Raw genomic sequence first — 17,942 nt, 5'->3', positions numbered from 1 at the left:
AGAGGACGATGAAACGGGGTGTTCGGATCGCCGTGCGGCTGGTGGGCTGGCCGTTGGCTCTCGCAGGAGCGATGGCCCTCACCCTGGGGGCAATGATCGCCCGGCCCCTGGTGCGGCCGCCCGAGCTGAAGTCGATCTCGAACACAGCGGGCCAGGTCGACCGCAGCACCATGCCCGGCCTGCAGCGCTTCACGGCCCGCGACGGCACCGAGCTCGCCTACCGGCACTATCCGGCGCGAGGGACGCCGGTCGGCAAGGTCGCGGTTCTGGTGCACGGCTCCGCCGGCTCCAGCATCGCCGTCCATGCGCTGGCCGACGCCTTGGCCGCACGTGGCGTCGAGACCTTCGCCCCGGACATGCGCGGCCATGGCGGCTCCGGCACCCGTGGCGACATCGGCTATCTCGGGCAGCTCGAGGACGACCTCGCTGACTTCGTTGCGGAGGTGAGGACGTCCGTACCGGCCCAGCCATTCGTGCTGCTCGGGCATTCGGCCGGCGGCGGCTTCGCGCTGCGCGCCGCGGGCGGACCGATCCAGGACCTGTTCGCTCGCACCGTTCTGCTCTCGCCCTATCTCGGCTACGACGCGCCGACCAACCGTGACAATTCAGGCGGCTGGGCCAGTCCCGATATTCCGCGCATCCTCGCGCTCGCCGTGCTGAGCCGCATTGGCCTGTCCTGCTGCGAGGCGCTGCCCGCTCTCGCCTTTGCCGTGCGGCCGAACGCGGAGAAATACGTCGTCTCGACCTACAGCTATCGGCTGCTGCGCAACTTCGCGACCGGTGGCTACAAAGCCGACCTCACAGCGGCGAAGCATCCTGTGACCCTGATTGCCGGTGCCGACGACGAACTGATGCTCGCCGACAAATATGCCGAGGCTGTGCATGCGGTTGCGCCCGCGGTTGACGTGAAGCTGATCGCCGGCGTCAATCACATGGAGATCGTGTCGGCGCCGCAGGCCATCCACGCGATCGCCGAGGACGTGGCCACGCGCTAGAGGGTCTATTGCCATGATCGACAGCCGGGAGGCCGCGCGTGCGCTCGGCGACATCGAGGACGTCACGAAGCGCGTGCGGCAATCGCAGATCTACAGGCTCTCCAGCCTGCTGATGATCCTGTGGGGCGTGCTGGTGTTCCCCGCCAACCTCATCACCTATCTCGCCCCGGTCTACGCCGACAAAGCGTGGCTCGCGGTCTACGTGCTCGGCATCGCCGGCTCGGCGATGCTCGGCGTGGGACAGAAATTCCGCACCGGCGTGCGCGGCTTCGATATCCGGGCGCTGCTCGCCTTCGTGATGTTCTTCGCCTTCGGCTCCTTCGTCGAGACCATCGGTCATTTCGGGCCGCGCGAGATGGGCGCGTTCTGGCCGATCTACTTCATGCTGTTCTACTGCCTGGCCGGCCTGTGGTTCGGCATCGCGTTCATGATCTTCGGCCTCGGCGTGACCGCGCTGACCCTGATCGGCTATGCCTTCATCGGCGCGGCCTTCCCGCTGTGGATGGCCTTCGTCAACGGCGGCGGCCTCGTCCTCGGCGGCCTGTGGATGCGGCGGAGCTAAGGGGGTGGCGGAGCTCGACGAGATCATCCACCAGCCGCTGCGGCTGAAGATCATGGCGGCGCTGAATGCGCTGCCGACCGCGGGCGGATTGGAATTCGTCCGCCTGAAGAAGCTGACCGGCGCCACCGACGGCAATCTCGGCGCCCATATCGAGACGCTGGCGCGCGCCGGCTATGTCGCGGTGGACAAGGCCTTTGTCGGCAAGAAGCCGCAGACCACGGTCACGGTCACCGCGGCCGGCCGGGCCGCTTTCGCCCGGCACGTCGCCACCCTGCAGGAGATCATCGCTGGCGCCGCCGCCAAGCCGTCCGAGCCATGATTTGACTCTGTAGCGACGGCCGGGCAATTGGGGCGTCCAGATTGGCTTACACCCCCTGCAACGGCTTCGACGATGAACATTCTCCTCCTTGGTTCCGGCGGCCGCGAGCACGCGCTCGCCTGGAAGATTGCAGGCTCCCCGCTGCTCACCAAGCTCTGGTGCGCCCCGGGCAATGCCGGCATCGCCAAGGAGGCCGAATGTGTCACGCTCGACGTCGCCGACCATGCGGCCGTGATCGCCTTCTGCCGCGCCCACAAGGTCAACCTCGTGGTGGTCGGCCCGGAAACTCCGCTGGCGGCCGGCATCGTCGATGATCTCGAGGCGGCCGGAATCAAGGCGTTCGGGCCGTCCAGGCTCGCCGCGCAGCTCGAGGGCTCCAAGGGTTACACCAAGGATCTCTGCGCCGAGTACGACATTCCGACCGGTGCCTATTGCCGCTTCGACAATGCGCCGGAGGCGCTCGCCTATGTCCGCGAGCACGGCGCGCCGATCGTCGTGAAGGCCGATGGGCTCGCGGCCGGCAAGGGCGTCGTCGTCGCCAAGACGCTGGCCGAGGCCGAGGACGCGGTGCGGATGATGTTCGATGGCGGCTTCGGCGTCGCCGGCACCGAGGTCGTGATCGAGGAATATCTCGAGGGCCGCGAGGTCTCGTTCTTCGCGCTGTGCGACGGCCAGACCGCCATTCCGCTCGCATCCGCCCAGGACCACAAGCGGGTGTTCGATCATGACCAGGGGCCCAACACCGGCGGCATGGGCGCCTATTCCCCGACGCCGTTCGTGACCCAGGAGATCCATGATCAGATCATGGATCGCATCATTCTGCCGACGATTGCCGGCATGAACGCGCGCGGCACGCCGTTCAAGGGCATCCTGTATGCGGGCCTGATGCTGACCGCCCAGGGGCCGAAGTTGTTCGAGTACAATGTGCGCTTCGGCGATCCGGAATGTCAGGTCCTGATGCTCAGGATGATGTCGGATCTCGTCCCCGCGATGCTCGCCGCCTGCGACGGTCAGCTCAAGAATTTCGATCTGCGCTGGTTTCCCGACGCCGCCGTCACCGTGGTGATGGCCACCAAGGGCTATCCGGGCGACTACGCGAAGGGCGGCGTGATCGAGGGGCTCGATGACGCCGCGAAGGTCGACGGGGTCGAGATCTTCCACGCCGGAACGGTCGCCAAGAACGGTGCTGTTCTCGCCAATGGCGGACGGGTCCTCAATGTGTGCGCGTCGGGAAAGACCGTGACCGAAGCGCAGGCGCGGGCCTACCAGGCCGTCGACCGCATCAAATGGACCGACGGTTTCTGTCGCCGCGACATTGCCTGGCAGGCCGTGGCTCAGGAGAGCGGCAACGGCTGAGCCGGCGGTGGCGGTTCCAAAATCCGGCCTCTGCCTTGAATCTGCGAAACGCTATGTTTCCCCGGAAATCTGTGGCAGTTCCATACTATCATGCCGTGACGGGATGATTCAGTTCCGCCGTGGAACGGAGGGGCCATGGAATGCGCGCGGTGCGGGAGGCAAAATCAGCCAGGGAGAGCGTCATGCGATCTCTGCGGTGAGCCGCTCGGCCTCAGATGTGAGGCGTGCAGCCACGCGAACAACCCGTCGAATCGCTTCTGCGGCCAATGCGGCTCGCCGCTGCCGGGCCGGGTCGCTCCGCCCGACCAGGCCGCTCAGCGCGTCTTGAGGACGCTGAGCAGCAAGGGCGGCGAGCGCAAGCGCCTCACCATTCTGTTCGCCGACATTCGCGATTCGACCCAGCTGATCGACAGCCTCGGCGATCCCGAGCTCGCGATGCAGCGGCTTGATCCGGTGCTCAACCTGATGAAGGAGGCCGTTCACCGCTACGACGGCGTCGTCAACAAGACGCAGGGCGACGGCGTGATGGCGCTGTTCGGCGCGCCGGTGCCGCATGAGGACCATGCGGTGCGCGGCTGCCTTGGCGCGCTCGCGATGCAGGATTCGATCGGGCGTCTGGCGGACCCGCATCTGCAGGTCCGCGTCGGGCTGCACACCGGCGAGGTCATCGTCCAGGTCGTCGAAAACAGCATGTACCAGACCTACGACGCGGCCGGTGCCAACGTGCACCTGGCCAACCGTCTGGAGCACATGGCCGAGCCCGGGACGATCCTGATCAGCAAGGAAACCTATCTCGGCGCCCGCCAGTTCGTCGAAGCGGAATCACTCGGCACGCACACGCTGCGAGGCATTGCGTCGCCCGTCTCCATCTACAAGCTGATCGGCCGCCTCAGCGCGCCGGCGAGCGACGTCTTCCGCAGCGGACAGCGCCTGCTGCCGCTGATCGGGCGCAACGCCCAGCTCCGGGTGCTCGAACGCGAGCTCGACGACGTGCTGGCCGCGCGCGGCGCCGTGGTCGGCATCGTCGGCGACGCCGGCATCGGCAAGAGCCGGCTGTGCTTCGAGTTCGCCGAGCACTGCCGCCGGCAGGGCATTCGTGTCTACGAGGCGCGCGTGCTCGCGCACAGCCGCACCACGCCATTCCAGCCGGTGCTGGAATTGCTGCGCGACTTCTTCGGCATCCGTGCCAAGGAGCCCGTCGAGGTGTCGCGCCAGCGTGTCGTCGACAAGCTTGAAGCCATCGGCATGCCCGACACGGCGCTGGTGCTGCTCCTGGACTTCATGAGCCTCGCCGACCCGGCGCGGCCTGCGCTGCGGCTCGATCCCGGCGTGTTCAAGACGCGCCTCCTGAACGTCTTCAAGACGCTGTTCCGCACGGCGCCCGCCGACGGCGCCGTCGTGATCATGATCGAGGATCTGCACTGGCTCGACGAGGCCAGCGAGGAATTCGTCGAGGCTCTCGCCGAGGCCACGATCGGCACCAAGACGCTGCTGGTCGTCAACTATCGGCCGGGTTTTGCCGCGTCCTTCATGCAGCGGGCGCTGTTTCACGAGCTGCATATCGTCCCGCTGGCCTCCACCGAGGCGCGCGAGCTGCTGCGCGGCGTGTTCGGCGACGATCCATCGCTGGAGCAATTGGCCGGCGACATCGTCGAGCGCGCGCAAGGCAATCCTTTCTTTCTCGAGGAGCTGGCGAGCGCGGTGTCGGAAAGCGGCGGCTTCGAAGGCGAGCGCGGCGCCTACCGGCTCAAGGGCGGCATTGGCCCCATTCCGCTGCCTCCGACCGTGCATGCCGTGGTGGCCGCGCGCATCGACAGGCTCGGCGAGACTGCCAAGAGCGTGCTCGAAACCGCCGCCGTGATCGGCCGCTCGGTCGCACTTGCGGTGCTCAGGCCGGTGATGGAGCTCCCCGATGCCGAGCTCTATGAGGCGCTTGCGCAATTGCGACAGGCCGACCTGCTCTACGACCTCCCGCCCTTCGACATGGGCGTGCTCGCCTTCCGTCATCCGCTGATCCAGGAGGTGGCCTATGCGATGCAGCTGCGCTCGCGGCTGACCGGCGTGCACCTGGCCGTGGCCAAGGCGATCGAGTCACTCGATTGGGGCAGCCAGGACGAGTTTGCCGCCCTGATCGCCTCGCACTACGAGTTCGCAGGCCAGACCATGCAGGCCGTCGAGCATCTGCAGCGGGCAGCGCGCTGGATCGGACGCACCAACACGCCGGAGGCGCTTCGGCTCTGGCGCAAGATCCGCAACATGCTCCAGGCGTTGCCGCCGTCGGAGCACGTCGATCGCCTGCGTGCTTTGGCCAGCGGCCAGATCCTCAATTGCGGATGGCGCGAGGGCATGTCGGCCGACGAGGTGAGGCCGTTTGCCGAGGAGGCCCTGCGCTATGCGCGCTCTTCCGACAAGATGCATGAGCCTATTCTCATCGGCGCGTATGGCCGGGTGCTTGCGTCGACCGGAGCGGCTGACGACTACGTCGATCTGGTGCAGAACGCCGTCAAGCTGACGTCGGAGGAGGGCGACGTCGGACGTTATGCCACCGTCAATGCCATGCTGGCCCAGGCGTTCTTCATGTCGGGGCGCCCGCGCGAGGCGCTGGCCGCGGCCGAGACCGCCCAGGATGTCATTCGCAGCCAGGGTGGCTTCGACAGCAACGTGACGCTCGGCCTGACGCCCAACCAGATCCTGGGTTTCGACGTCGAATATTGGATCAGATGTCTGAAGTCGCGGATCCTGCTCCAGCTCGGCCGCTTTGAAGACGTCGAAAAGGAGTTGGCCCATCTGCTTGGCGAGTCGGCTCAGCAAGTGGCCGCCGTCGTGCGCTTCATTCCGCATTTTGCTTCGGTCGAGTTCGGGTGGGCGACCGGCAACGCCGCAATGGTGCGCGACCACGCGGCCCGCGTGAACGACATCGCGGAGCAATCGGGCATGCCATACATCCGCATGGCGGCCCTCTGGTGCGCGAGCCTCGCGCTCGGTGCCGCGGGTGATCTCCCTTCGGCGGCGCAGGAGCTTCAGGACGCGATCGCCTATGCGCGCCAGAAGAGGGCCGGCCTCGAGTTCGAGCCGCGCATGCTGGCGTCCTACGCCGCGTTGCTCTGGCAGGCCAAGCGGATGGAGTCGGCTCTTTCGGCGGCCGAAGAGGCCATTGCCGTCGGTCAAAGACGAACGGATCGCATCGCGCAGTTGCACGGCCTGCTGCTGAAGGGACACATCATGAGCTCCGCTCCGCATGTAGCTGCAGCAGATGATGCTCGTCGCTTGCTGGCGGAGTGCGAAGGACTGCTGTCGATCACGGGGGCGGATTTGCATCAGCCGCTGTTGATGGCGCTGAGGTCCTCCCTTGAACAAGTAAGATGATATGGGCAGAGTGCCGGCGTTTGTATGACCAAACGATGGCGAGGGACCCATGGGTGCAATGATCAAGGACAGCACGACGCTGGATATCGTCGTGCAGTTGAACAAGCGTTTTGATGCGGATGCGTTGGCCGAAATGGTCGAGTTGCAGCGTGAGTTCGGTGTTTTCTCACTGCAGCACGGGCTGCAGCAGTCTTTCGCCCTGCTCGGAATCGTTCCGTCCGACTGGTCCGAGCGGCGCCGCTGGTACAAGTTCCTCGAGTTTCTCAAGACCTACCCATCGGATATGCCCAACGTGAATGGGCATGACCGCGTCATCAAGGCGTTCAAGGACAATCTCGAAGCCGAGAAGCCGCTTCCCGTCTCGATCGTGTGCCATGCCGCGGCTGATGATCCGCGCGTCACCGTGTCCGAAGGACGCCCCGTGGTGTTCTCCCTCGATGTTCACGTGATGGTCTCGATTCCGACGACGCCGGGGCGTGAAGTCCGCCGTCAGGCGGCCGAGACCGCGCGGGCGAGGCGAGTCGAGAAACGCAAGAAGTGAGCGAGACGCAGGGCGACGGTCCTGAGCGGACGGATCCTCCTTGGGAAGCCGTCTGCTCCGGCGTCGATGCCTACTACACCGATTGCGTCGCGCGTCATGGCGCGACGCCGCGTGGCGTCGATTGGTCGTGCGAGGCGACGCAGAGCCTGCGCTTCGTGCAGCTGATGAAGCTGTGCGACACGTCGGCGCCGTTCAGCCTCAACGATGTCGGCTGTGGCTACGGCGCGCTGGTGCCGTTCCTGGCTGTCCGTCATTCGTCCTGCGACATCGACTATCTCGGCATCGACTTGTCGCGCGCCATGATCAGCCGCGCCCGCCGGCGTTTCTCCGGCCCCCGGCGGCGCTTCATCGTCGCCGCGCAGAGCCCGCGCGTCGCCGACTATTCGGTCGCTTCAGGGATCATGAACGTCAATGTGGGCTATCCGCGCGAGGTCTGGGAGAGCTACGTCAAGGATCTGTTGCGGCAGATGCATGCGACCAGCCGGCGCGGCTTCAGCGTCAACTTCATGCACGCAGATGCCGTCGATGAATTGGATCGCGAGCCGGCGGCGACGCGTCTGTATCGGACGACGCCGGACATCTGGTCCGAGCATTGCGCGCGCGAATTTCCGGTCACGGTCGATATCCTCGGCAACTACGGCATGAAGGAATTCACGCTGTTGGTGCGCCGCAAGCCGGACCCGGGCCCGCTCCAGGCGAGCCCGCCAGCCTGATGCCGGGCCGGCCGATATCATCGTCGCGCGCCGATCGTCGCAGTGACGCCATCGAGGGTGCGGTCGACGTGCTGATCTCGCCGCGAGGCCATGCGAGCCCTTCGCGGCTCGAACGCGCTTGCGCGCTGCTGCGACGGCAGGCGCCGCTGCACTGGGTCGAGCGCCCCGGCGTGCGCCCGTTCTGGGCCGTCACGCGCCATGCCGATATCGCGGCCATCGAAACGCAAAGCCGGGATTTCGCCGCGGGACCTCGGGCCTATCTCGCCAGCGAAGCCTCCGAGGCTGTGCTGCAGCGTGTGACCGGCAAGCCGCAGCTCGTGCGCGGCCTGACGGAGATGGATCCGCCCGATCACGCCGCCTATCGCGCGATCATTCAAGCGGCCTTCTCGCCGCCGGCCTTGCGCGACATGGAAGCCTGGCTGCCGCGATGGGCGGCCGACATCATCGATCGCGTGGCGGCGCGCGGCAATGAATGCGACTTCGCCGCCGACATCGCGCGGCCGTTCACCTTCCGCGTCATCGGCCGCATGCTAGGCACGCCCGAAGCCGATGATGCGCGGCTGGCGCGGCTCGCCCAGGCCTTCGTTGGTGCCGAGGATCCCCAGCGGCGGCTCGCGGAGTCGCCGGCCGACACCATGCGGATGGCCATGCTGGCGCTGCGCGACTATTTCGAAGCCGTCGCCGCCGATCGCCGCGTTCATCCGCGCGATGACCTCGCGACGATGATCGCGACGGCCACGCCGCATGGCGCGGCAATGCCGCATTACGAATTGATCTCCTACTTCATCCTGCTGGTCACCGCCGGTCACGACACCACGGCGCTCGCGCTCGCCGGAGGGCTGGAGGCGCTGCTGGCCGCGCCCGACCAGGTTGCACGGCTGCGCTCGGGGCCTGATCTCCTCGACAGCGCCATCGAGGAGATCTTGCGCTGGACCAGCCCCGTCCGTCATTTCATGCGGACCGCTATTCGCGACACCGACATTGCCGGCCGGCGCATTCGCGAGGGCGAGGCGTTGGCGCTGTTCTTTCATTCTGCCAATCGCGACGAGGCGGTGTTCGAGGACGCCGGCACATTCCGGATCGATCGCCGGCCGAATCCGCACATTGCCTTTGGCCGCGGACCGCATGTCTGCTTGGGGCTGCATCTGGCGCGGATGCAGATGCGGGCGCTGCTGACGGAACTGTTGCGGCGCACGGAGCGGATCGAACTGGCGGGGCGGGTTCGCCGCGTCGAGTCGCCCTTCATGAGCGGTGTGAGCGCGCTGCCGCTACGCATCTCGTTTTGCGCGCCGCACAGGGCGGCTGTAGCATAGCGCGGGCGATCCGCGGGCCGTCCGTGCGACGAGTGCTTTGAGGCTGACATGAGTGACCTCGCCGATCTGTTTCCAGGCTATGCGTCCGAATGGATCAACACATCCGCGGGGCGCGTCTTCGCGCGTGTCGGCGGCAGTGGTCCGCCGCTGCTGCTGCTGCACGGCTTCTCCGAAACGCACGTGATGTGGCACCGCGTGGCGCCAGCGTTGGCCGATCGCTTCACGCTGATCGTCGCCGACCTCCCTGGCTACGGCTGGTCCGACATGCCCGACAGCGATCCGGAGCACACGCCGTACACCAAGCGCGCGATGGCGAAGACGATGATCGAGGCGATGGAGCAGCTCGGCCATGTCCACTTCGCGCTGGCCGGCCACGATCGCGGCGGCCGCGTCGCCTATCGGCTGGCGCTCGATCATCCCGGCCGGCTGTCGAAGCTCGCCGTGCTCGATATCCTGCCGACCTATGACTATTGGGAACGTATCAACCGCGCCTATGCGCTCAAGATCTACCACTGGGCATTCCTGGCCCAGCCGGCGCCGCTGCCGGAGACGCTGATCGCGGGGGCGGGCGAGTTCTTCCTGAAGCAGAAGATGGCGAGCCAGACCAAGAGCAAGACGCTTGACGCGATCGATCCTCGCGCGCTTCAGCACTATCTCGCGCCGTTCCGCGACCCCGCGCGAATCCATGCGATGTGCGAGGACTATCGCGCCGGCGCCTATGCCGACTATGAGATCGACAAGGCCGATCTCGGCGCCGGCAAGAAGATCACGATCCCGATGCTGGCGCTGTGGGGCGATGCCGGGATTGCCAGCGCGGCGGCGACACCGCTCGACACCCGGGGGAAATGGGCGACCAACGTGCGCGGCGCGCCGGTTGATTCCGGGCATTTCCTCACCGAGGAGGCGTCATCCGAGACGGCGCGGCTGTTGCGGGAGTTCTTTCTGAGCGAGTGACATCAGCGCCGCGCCTTGAAGAACTCCTTCAGCATCTGCGCCGCTTGTTGTTCGCCGACGGCCGAATAGACGTCCGGCACGTGATGGCAGGTCGGGGAGGCGAAGAAGCGCACGCCCGACTCGACGGCGCCGCCCTTGGGGTCGGCCGCCCCATAATACAGCCGGCGGATGCGGGCGAAGGAGATGGCGCCGGCGCACATCGTGCACGGTTCGAGGGTCACGTAGAGGTCGCAATCCACCAGCCGCTCGCTGCCGATCACCTGGGCGGCCTGGCGCAAGGCCAGGATCTCGGCATGGGCGGTGGGATCCCGGTCGGTCAGCGTGCGGTTGCCGGCGGTGGCGATCACCTCGCCGTTACGGACGACCACGCAGCCGATCGGCACCTCGCCGGAAATTCCGGCCGATTCGGCCGCTTTCAGGGCCAAATCCATGAAAGAAGGGCTGTTCATGGCTCGTATTACCCGGTCAAGTCTGCTACTGCATCGCCCTTCAGCAAAACCGGACACCGATTTCCCGCGTGACATGCGCTGCTCAGAGCGCGCGTATCACCCCGCGTCCTGCACCTCGAAGCGAGACCTTCATGCCCCGTGATACCGACAAAGACAACGATACCCGCGGCCGCCGCGGTGGCGCCCCGCGAGGGCGGTCCGAGGGGGCCAAGGGACCTAAGGGACGCTCGGGCGCCGCGCGCGGGCCTGAGAAGAAGTTCGCCAAGCGCGGTTTCGGGGCCAAGGACGGCGGCAAGAGCTTTGCCAAGCGCGACGGCGACAAGCGCTCGTTCGACGAGGGCCGCGCGCCGCGCCGGCGCGACGACGGCGATGCGCCGCGCAAATCCTTTGGCGACAAGCCGCGCTTCAATCGCGATGAGCGTCCGCGTGGCGACCGGCCCTATGCCGCTCGCCCCGCCCGGGCCGCCGATGGTGAGAAGCGCGCCTTCAAGCCGCGTGGCGACCGGCCGAAATTCGATCGTGATGAGCGCGGTGGTGAGAAGCGCCCCTATACGCCGCGTGCCGGCCGCGACGAGGCCCGTCCTGCGGGGCGGTCGTCGGAGCGCAATTTCGGTGAGCGCAAGCCTTACGCGCCGCGAGAGCGTGACGGTGAGAAGCGTCCGTATACGCCGCGTGGCGAGGGCGCGCGCGATCGCGGCGACCGGCCCGCGCGTAGCTTCAGTGACCGTCCGTCGCGTGGAGGTGATCGTCCGGAGCGCAAGTTCGGCGGCGAGCGCAAGTTCTCGCGCGGCGCCGAGGGGGATCGCGGCGAGCGAAAGTTTGGTGGCGGCGCACGTGGTCCGCGCAAGGAGTTCGGCGACCGACCGCCGCGGGGTGAAAGCAAGCCGTGGCAGAAGCGCGATGGCGATCGCGCCGAGCGCGGCGCGCGTCCGCCGCGCGAGGGTGGCCGCAGCTACGACCGTCCGCGATCCGATCGCCCGCGTGAGGATCGTCCGAAGTTCGACCGGCCGAAATTCGATCGTCCGCGTGATCGCGGCGAGGACCGGGGCTTCGACAAGCCGCGTCGTCGTCCCGAGGGCCGCACCGACTGGCAGGAGCATCCGCGCAGCGAGCGCCGCGAGTTCGGCGATCGGCCGCGCCGCGACAATGAGAACGACGGCGAGATCTTCGCCAAGCGCCCGGCGTTCGGCGGCCGCGGCCCGTACCGCGAGCGCAAGCCTGAGACGGAGAAGCGCAGCAAGCGCGTCGTGCCCGACGAGGCGCCGAAGCCCGGCAAGACCGGCGAGCGCATCGCCAAGGTGCTGGCCCGCGCCGGCCTTGCCTCGCGCCGCGACGCCGAGGAGATGGTGACGCAGGGCCGCGTCAGCGTGAACGGCCGCATCATCAACTCGCCGGCGCTCGACGTCACCGAGAACGACGAGATCAAGGTCGACGGCGCGCCGCTGCCGGAGCGCGAGCGGACGCGGCTGTTCCTGTATCACAAGCCGCGCGGGCTGATGACGACGCATAGCGACCCCGAGGGCCGCCCGACGGTGTTCGACAATCTGCCGGAGGGACTGCCCCGGCTGATCTCGATCGGCCGGCTCGACTTCAACACCGAAGGCCTGCTGCTGCTGACCAATGACGGCGGTCTCGCGCGCGTGCTCGAGCTGCCGGACACCGGCTGGACGCGGCGCTACCGTGTCCGCGCTCATGGCGAGATCACGCAGGGACAGCTCGACCAGCTCGCCGCTGGTGTCGAGGTCGATGGCGTGAAGTATGGTCCGATCGAAGCGACGCTCGAGCGCGACCAGGGCGCCAATGTCTGGCTCGTCGTGGCGATCCGCGAGGGCAAGAACCGCGAGGTACGCAATGTGCTGGCGCATCTCGGCCTCGAGGTGAACCGCCTGATCCGCGTCTCCTATGGTCCGTTCCAGCTCCTGGAGCTGCCGGAGGGCGAGGTGCAGGAGGTCAAGACGCGGGTGCTGCGCGAGCAGCTTGGCGAGAAGGTCATCGCGCAGTCCGGCGCCGATCTCGGGCCGGCTGGTAATAGCAATCGCGAGCCGCTGCCGGATCCGAAGCCCAAGCCGAAGCGCGAGGTCGTCGCCGACCGCAAGGGCCGCCGCGTCCTCGTCCAGCGCACCGGCAGCGAGGAGGCCCGCGAGCGCCACGAGGCCGAGGCGCGCTTCCCCGGCCCGCCGAAGCGGCCGAAGCGCGGCTATCACGGCAAGCGTGATATCGCGCCGCGGGACGACGAGTAGGGCGATGCGGCCTGCTGCGATGTATGCCGCGGACTCAGTCTTGCTAATCTCCGACGCTCGGGTGGTCTCTCCTCTCCCTCCCCCCTTGTGGGGGAGGGGCGGGGAGGGGGGTAACCCAGCAGGCAGTCTCGCTCGTGGCACCCCCACCCCCGACCCCTCCCCGCCTAGCGAAGCTCTTCGCGCGGGGGGAGGGGAGCATAGCTCCCGCGTTGTTACTGCATCTCCCAAAGCAGGCAGAGGCAAGTGATGCGGGTCGTCGGGGGACGGTTGAAGGGCCGCAACATCGCGTCGCCGGCGTCGCGCGATATCAGGCCGACGCAGGACCGGCTGCGCGAGGCGCTGTTCAACATTCTGGTGCACGCCTACGACAATCCGATCGAGGGCGCGCGTGTGCTCGATCTGTTTGCCGGCACCGGCGCGCTCGGCATCGAGGCGGTGTCGCGCGGGGCTGAGTTCACCCTGTTCGTCGACAATGGCGCCGAGGCGCGGGCGCTGTTGCGCAACAATGTCGAGGCGCTGGGGCTCGGCGGCGTCACCAAGGTGTATCGCCGTGATGCCACCAATCTCGGTCCGGCGCATCCGGTCGAGCCGTTTTCGCTGGTGTTTCTTGATCCGCCTTACGGCAAAGGCTTGGCGGAGACGGCTCTGGTGTCGCTGCGCGATGGCGGCTGGCTGGTACCATCGGCGCTGCTGGTGGTCGAGGAGTCCAAGGCCGCGGCGTTCAAGGCGCCAGACGGGTTCGAGGAGCTCGAGCGGCGCGCCTACGACGACACGGAATTCGTGTTCCTGCGCCGCTCGTGATCCTTGCTCGGTGTCGCACCTGCAAACGCAGGGGCCCATAATCACAGGATCACGTTGGGAGGCAGGCTGCTCGCCGCCCCGTTCTTTTTCCTCACGGCGGCTGCGGCGTATGGGTCCCGGATCGGCGCCTCGGCGGCGCTTTGCGCCGCCGCGGCTTGTCCGGGACGACACCGGATTTGTAGCTATCGTCGTGGCCTCGAGCGTCGCTATCTCCTTCCGAACAGCTTCTCGACGTCGGCGAGCTTCAGCTCGACATAGGTCGGGCGGCCGTGGTTGCACTGGCCCGAGTTCGGCGTGTCCTCCATCTCGCGGAGCAGCGCGTTCATCTCTTCCGGCTTGAGGCGGCGGCCGGCGCGGACGGAGCCGTGGCAGGCCATGGTGGCGGCGACGTGCATCAGGCGGCGCTCCAGGGGCAGCGCCTCGCCCCATTCCTCCATGTGCTCGGCGAGATCGCGCAGCAGCGCCGACGCATTGACCTTGCCGAGCAGCGACGGCGTCTCGCGCACCGCGACCGCGCCGGGGCCGAAGGATTCGATCGCGAGCCCGAAGGAGGCGAGCTCATCGGTTCGCGCAAGCAGCGACTCGACGGTGGCCTCGTCGAGCTCGACGATATCCGGGATCAGCAGGATCTGCCGCTGCACGCCGTGGGTCGCAAGCGAAGACTTCAGGCGCTCATAGACGATGCGCTCGTGGGCGGCGTGCTGGTCGACGATGACGAGGCCGTCGCGCGTCTGCGCCACGATGTAGGTGTCGTGGATCTGCGTGCGCGCCGCGCCCAGCGGACGGTCGAGCAGGTCGGGCGCCGCCGGCTGCTCGTGCAGCCGCAAATCGGCGCGCGGGCCGCCGACGTCGAACGCCGACTGCATCGGCTCGGCGAAGGCGGCAGACGAGAATGCTGCCGGGCCCGCAGCCGCATCGTCATAGAGCGGCATCGGCGCCACCGGCGCCGACGGCGAGCGCTGCCAGTCCCAGTTCATCGGCGCAGCGTTCGGTCGCGGCGGCGAGAATGCCGGGCGGAACGCCGCGATGGTCGCACCGCCATCATTGGCCGCGGTGCGGCGGCCTTCGCGCGCCAAGCCTTCCTTCAGCGCGTGGATGATCAGCGCGCGGACGAGACCGGCGTTGCGGAAGCGCACCTCGGTCTTGGCCGGATGCACGTTGGCGTCGACCTCGCGCGGATCGAGCGTGACGAACAGCGCCACCACCGGATGGCGGTCGCGCGGCAGATAGTCCGCATAGGCCGCGCGCACCGCGCCGAGGATCAGCTTGTCGCGCACCGGGCGGCCGTTGACGAACAGATACTGGCCGAGCGCATTGGCCCGCGTCAGCGCCGGCGCCGCGGCGAAGCCTTCCACCACGACATGATCGCGCTCGCTGCGCACGGCGATCGCATGGCTGCGGAAGTCGGCGCCGAGGATATCGCCGAGCCGCGTCAATTGTCCCGGCGCGCCGGGCAGCGCGGCGGCCCAGGTCACCGGCGCGCGCTCCTCGCCGGCGATGGTGAAGGCGATGTCGGGCCGTGCCATCGCCAGCCGCCGCACCACCTCGCGGATCGCCTCGGCCTCGGTGCGGTCGGTCTTGAGAAACTTCAGCCGTGCCGGCGTCGCGTGGAAGAGATCGGCGACCTCGACGCGCGTGCCTTGGTTCAACGCAGCGGGCACGATCTCGGACTTGTCGCCGCAATCGACGGTGATCGCCCAGGCATGCGGCTCGCTCTTGTGCCGTGTCGTGATCGACAGCCGCGCCACCGAGCCGATCGAGGGCAGCGCCTCGCCACGGAACCCGAGCGTGCGGATCTGCAGCAGATCCTCGTCGTCGAGTTTGGAGGTCGCGTGGCGCTCGACCGCGAGCGCGAGATCGGCCGAGGTCATGCCGCCGCCATCATCTGTAATCGCGATTGTCCGCCGTCCGCCGCCGTCGGTGAAAATGTCGATGCGGTGGGCGCCGGCGTCGATGGCGTTCTCGACCAACTCCTTGACCACGCTCGCGGGCCGCTCGACCACCTCGCCTGCCGCGATGCGGTTGATGATCTGCTCGGGAAGCTGGCGGACGGGCATGGGGCTGACTGGCTTGGATCTTGAAGGCACGAGCACGCTGCTGCGAGCGGCGAGAATAGCGCGTTTTATGCAGTGCGGCAGGCGAAAGCCACGTTCTCCAACGGGATTGTGAGGCGGGCGGGGCCGGTATATCGTTTTGCGAAAATGACAATCTGCCGGAGGAAGCCCATGTGCCGTCTGTTCGCACACCAGCCTCAGCGCGATTATGAGTCGCAGACCCGCTCCTTGCGGATCGGCGGCCATAGCACGTCGATCCGGCTTGAAATGGCGTTCTGGGACACGCTCGAGGAGATCGCGGCCAAGGAAGGCATGAGCGTCGCCAAATTCGTGACCACCCTGTATGCCGAGGTGCTCGACCATCACGGCGAGGTGAAGAATTTCGCGTCGCTGCTGCGGTGCTCCTGTCTGATTTACCGAGCGAAGGTGAGCGCGGCGATGCCGGAGTTCACCGCGGCCGCGATCATGGACGCGGCCGAGTAGCCACACGGGCAGTCTTTCGTCTCCCTCCCCCGCCTGCGGGGGAGGGCGGGGTGGGGGCGCCCCACGGATTAGTCTTTGCCGTATGAGCTCCATCATCAGCAATCTTTGCTGAGCGTTCCCCCACCCGCATCGCATCTTCGATGCGATACGACCTCCCCCGCAAGCGGGGGAGGCGCTGACCGTCGTTGCGGTGACGGGGATGCCCGATACGATTGAGCAGACTCATATCTCCTTCTTCTGCATCGCGCCCGCGATGTAGTCGGCTTGCCTGATCGCCAGCGCTACGATGGTCAGCGTCGGATTGCATGCCGCGCCCGTGGTGAACTGGCTGCCGTCCGACACGAACAGATTCTTCACGTCGTGCGTTTGGCCGAACTTGTTGACGACGCCGTCTTTCGCCTTCTCGCTCATCCGGTTGGTGCCAAGATTGTGCGTCGAGGGATAGGGCGTGGTCGGATAGGTCACAGTGGCGCCGACGGCCTCGTAGATCGCCGAGCCCTGCTTGTAGGCGTGGGCGCGCATCGCGACGTCGTTGGGATGATCGTCGAAATGCACCGACGCCACCGGCATGCCGAACTTGTCCTTGGCGACCGGATCGAGCGTGATGCGGTTGGTCTCCTGCGGCATGTCCTCGCCGACCAGCCACATGCCGGCCATGCGCGGATAGGTCTCCAGCGCCGCGGTGAAGCTGCGGCCCCAGGCGCCGGGATTGAGGAACGCGGCCATGAACGGCAGGCCGAGCGACAAGGTCTCCATCTCGTAGCCGCCGACGAAGCCGCGCTTCGGGTTGAACGCGGCCTCGTCACGGACGATGCCGGCCATCGTGGTGCCGCGATACATGTGCACGGGGTTCTCGAACGTCGCGTAGACGCTGCCGGTCATGTGCCGCATGTAGTTGCGGCCGACCTGGCCCGAGGAGTTCGCAAGGCCATCGGGGAACAGGCTGGAGGCGCTGTTCAGCAGAAGCCGCGGGCTCTCGATGGAGTTGCCGGCCACCGCGACGATGCGGGCCTTCTGCTGCTGCATCTTGCCGTCGGCATCGGCATAGACCACGCCGGTGACCTTGCCGGAGGCGTCATGCTCGATCTTGATCGCCATGCAGCCGGAGCGGACCTCGAGATTGCCGGTGGCCTCGCCCTTCGGGATCTCGGTGTAGAGCGTCGACCATTTCGCACCGGACTTGCAGCCCTGGAAGCAGAAGCCGATCTGCTGACAGGCGCCGCGGCCGTCGCGCGGCTGCGAGTTGATCGCCATGTTGCCGGTGTGCACCGTCTTGTAGCCGAGCCGCTTGGCGCCGGCTTCGAGGACCTTGAAGTTGTTGTTGCCGGGCAGGCCGGGAATGTCGTTGGTGCGCGTCACGCCCATCTTGAACTCGGCCTTGGCGTACCACGGCGTCATTTCGGCGAGGGTCACCGGCCAGTCGAGCAGCGTGGTGCCCGGCACGCCGCCATAGGTGGTGCGCGCCTTGAACTCGTGCTCCTCGAAGCGCAAGGAGGCGCCGGCCCAGTGCACGGTGGAGCCGCCGACCGCCTTGACGATCCAGGCCGGCAGATTGGCGAAGTCCTTCGCCACGCGCCAGGTGCCGGACGTGGTGCGCATGTCGGTCCAGGCGAGCTGGGTGAAGCTCTCCCATTCGTCGTTGATGAAGTCGGGGATCTCGTAGCGGCCGCCGGCCTCCAGGATCACGACCTTGATGCCCTTCTGCGCGAGCTCGTTGCCCAGGGTGCCGCCGCCGGCGCCCGAGCCTATGATCACCACTACGCCCGAATCGTTCAGATCGAATTTTGCCATTGTGG

The 17,942-nt window shown here is 67.3% G+C and carries 15 protein-coding genes; 12 read left to right on the top strand and 3 right to left on the bottom strand.

Annotated features, from left to right (window positions below; translation table 11 throughout):
- Positions 1 to 71: 71 nt before the first annotated feature.
- The 9 genes from ACQR1Y_RS18130 to ACQR1Y_RS18090 all read left to right on the top strand — a co-directional run bounded on the left by ACQR1Y_RS18130 (position 72) and on the right by ACQR1Y_RS18090 (position 10,119).
- Positions 72 to 995, top strand: a complete 924-nt coding sequence (locus ACQR1Y_RS18130; RefSeq protein ID WP_434877652.1) for an alpha/beta hydrolase — start codon at positions 72 to 74, stop codon at positions 993 to 995.
- A 13-nt stretch (positions 996 to 1,008) separates the two neighbouring features.
- Positions 1,009 to 1,557 carry a hypothetical protein gene (locus ACQR1Y_RS18125; RefSeq protein ID WP_434856164.1) on the top strand — a complete coding sequence of 183 codons (549 nt, stop codon included), beginning with the start codon at positions 1,009 to 1,011 and terminating at the stop codon, positions 1,555 to 1,557.
- Between the two features lie 4 nt (positions 1,558 to 1,561).
- A complete protein-coding gene (locus tag ACQR1Y_RS18120; RefSeq protein WP_434856163.1) occupies positions 1,562 to 1,876 on the top strand; it encodes a winged helix-turn-helix domain-containing protein in 315 nt (104 codons plus the stop codon).
- A 72-nt stretch (positions 1,877 to 1,948) separates the two neighbouring features.
- Positions 1,949 to 3,232: a phosphoribosylamine--glycine ligase gene (gene purD, locus ACQR1Y_RS18115; protein ID WP_434877610.1), complete on the top strand. Its 1,284-nt coding sequence runs from the start codon at positions 1,949 to 1,951 to the stop codon at positions 3,230 to 3,232.
- Positions 3,233 to 3,367: 135 nt separating this feature from the next.
- Entirely contained in the window at positions 3,368 to 6,598 is a 3,231-nt protein-coding gene (locus ACQR1Y_RS18110; protein ID WP_434877609.1) for an AAA family ATPase, read from the top strand.
- A 49-nt stretch (positions 6,599 to 6,647) separates the two neighbouring features.
- Positions 6,648 to 7,139, top strand: coding sequence for a hypothetical protein (locus ACQR1Y_RS18105; protein WP_434856160.1), 492 nt, complete (start codon positions 6,648 to 6,650; stop codon positions 7,137 to 7,139).
- Positions 7,136 to 7,852: a methyltransferase domain-containing protein gene (locus ACQR1Y_RS18100; RefSeq protein ID WP_434877608.1), complete on the top strand. Its 717-nt coding sequence runs from the start codon at positions 7,136 to 7,138 to the stop codon at positions 7,850 to 7,852. Before ACQR1Y_RS18105 ends, ACQR1Y_RS18100 begins: the two co-directional genes overlap by 4 nt.
- A complete protein-coding gene (locus tag ACQR1Y_RS18095) occupies positions 7,852 to 9,165 on the top strand; it encodes a cytochrome P450 (RefSeq protein ID WP_434877607.1) in 1,314 nt (437 codons plus the stop codon). Before ACQR1Y_RS18100 ends, ACQR1Y_RS18095 begins: the two co-directional genes overlap by 1 nt.
- Before the next feature lie 48 nt (positions 9,166 to 9,213).
- Positions 9,214 to 10,119: an alpha/beta fold hydrolase gene (locus tag ACQR1Y_RS18090; RefSeq protein WP_434877606.1), complete on the top strand. Its 906-nt coding sequence runs from the start codon at positions 9,214 to 9,216 to the stop codon at positions 10,117 to 10,119.
- Between the two features lie 2 nt (positions 10,120 to 10,121).
- Here ACQR1Y_RS18090 and ACQR1Y_RS18085 read toward each other — a convergent pair whose 3' ends face one another.
- Positions 10,122 to 10,568, bottom strand: a complete 447-nt coding sequence (locus tag ACQR1Y_RS18085) for a nucleoside deaminase (protein WP_434877605.1) — start codon at positions 10,566 to 10,568, stop codon at positions 10,122 to 10,124.
- Positions 10,569 to 10,699: 131 nt separating this feature from the next.
- Here ACQR1Y_RS18085 and ACQR1Y_RS18080 point away from each other — a divergent pair, with 131 nt between their 5' ends.
- Positions 10,700 to 12,808: a pseudouridine synthase gene (locus tag ACQR1Y_RS18080; RefSeq protein ID WP_434877604.1), complete on the top strand. Its 2,109-nt coding sequence runs from the start codon at positions 10,700 to 10,702 to the stop codon at positions 12,806 to 12,808.
- 246 nt (positions 12,809 to 13,054) lie between these two features.
- A complete protein-coding gene (rsmD, locus tag ACQR1Y_RS18075) occupies positions 13,055 to 13,609 on the top strand; it encodes a 16S rRNA (guanine(966)-N(2))-methyltransferase RsmD (RefSeq protein ID WP_434877603.1) in 555 nt (184 codons plus the stop codon).
- Positions 13,610 to 13,815: 206 nt separating this feature from the next.
- Here rsmD and mutL read toward each other — a convergent pair whose 3' ends face one another.
- Positions 13,816 to 15,666 carry a DNA mismatch repair endonuclease MutL gene (gene mutL / locus ACQR1Y_RS18070; RefSeq protein WP_434877602.1) on the bottom strand — a complete coding sequence of 617 codons (1,851 nt, stop codon included), beginning with the start codon at positions 15,664 to 15,666 and terminating at the stop codon, positions 13,816 to 13,818.
- A 168-nt stretch (positions 15,667 to 15,834) separates the two neighbouring features.
- Between mutL and ACQR1Y_RS18065 the strand changes: the two genes are divergently transcribed.
- Positions 15,835 to 16,146, top strand: coding sequence for a ribbon-helix-helix domain-containing protein (locus ACQR1Y_RS18065; RefSeq protein ID WP_434877601.1), 312 nt, complete (start codon positions 15,835 to 15,837; stop codon positions 16,144 to 16,146).
- A 222-nt stretch (positions 16,147 to 16,368) separates the two neighbouring features.
- On the opposite strand, the gene ACQR1Y_RS18060 is transcribed toward ACQR1Y_RS18065, so the two are convergent.
- Positions 16,369 to 17,937: a GMC family oxidoreductase gene (locus ACQR1Y_RS18060; protein WP_434877600.1), complete on the bottom strand. Its 1,569-nt coding sequence runs from the start codon at positions 17,935 to 17,937 to the stop codon at positions 16,369 to 16,371.
- Positions 17,938 to 17,942 lie beyond the last annotated feature (5 nt).

This window comes from Bradyrhizobium sp. HKCCYLRH3099 (genome assembly GCF_051167855.1).
GTDB lineage: Bacteria > Pseudomonadota > Alphaproteobacteria > Rhizobiales > Xanthobacteraceae > Bradyrhizobium.
Note: the sequence above shows the minus strand (reverse complement) of the source record. Positions and strands in the feature narration are given on the sequence as shown.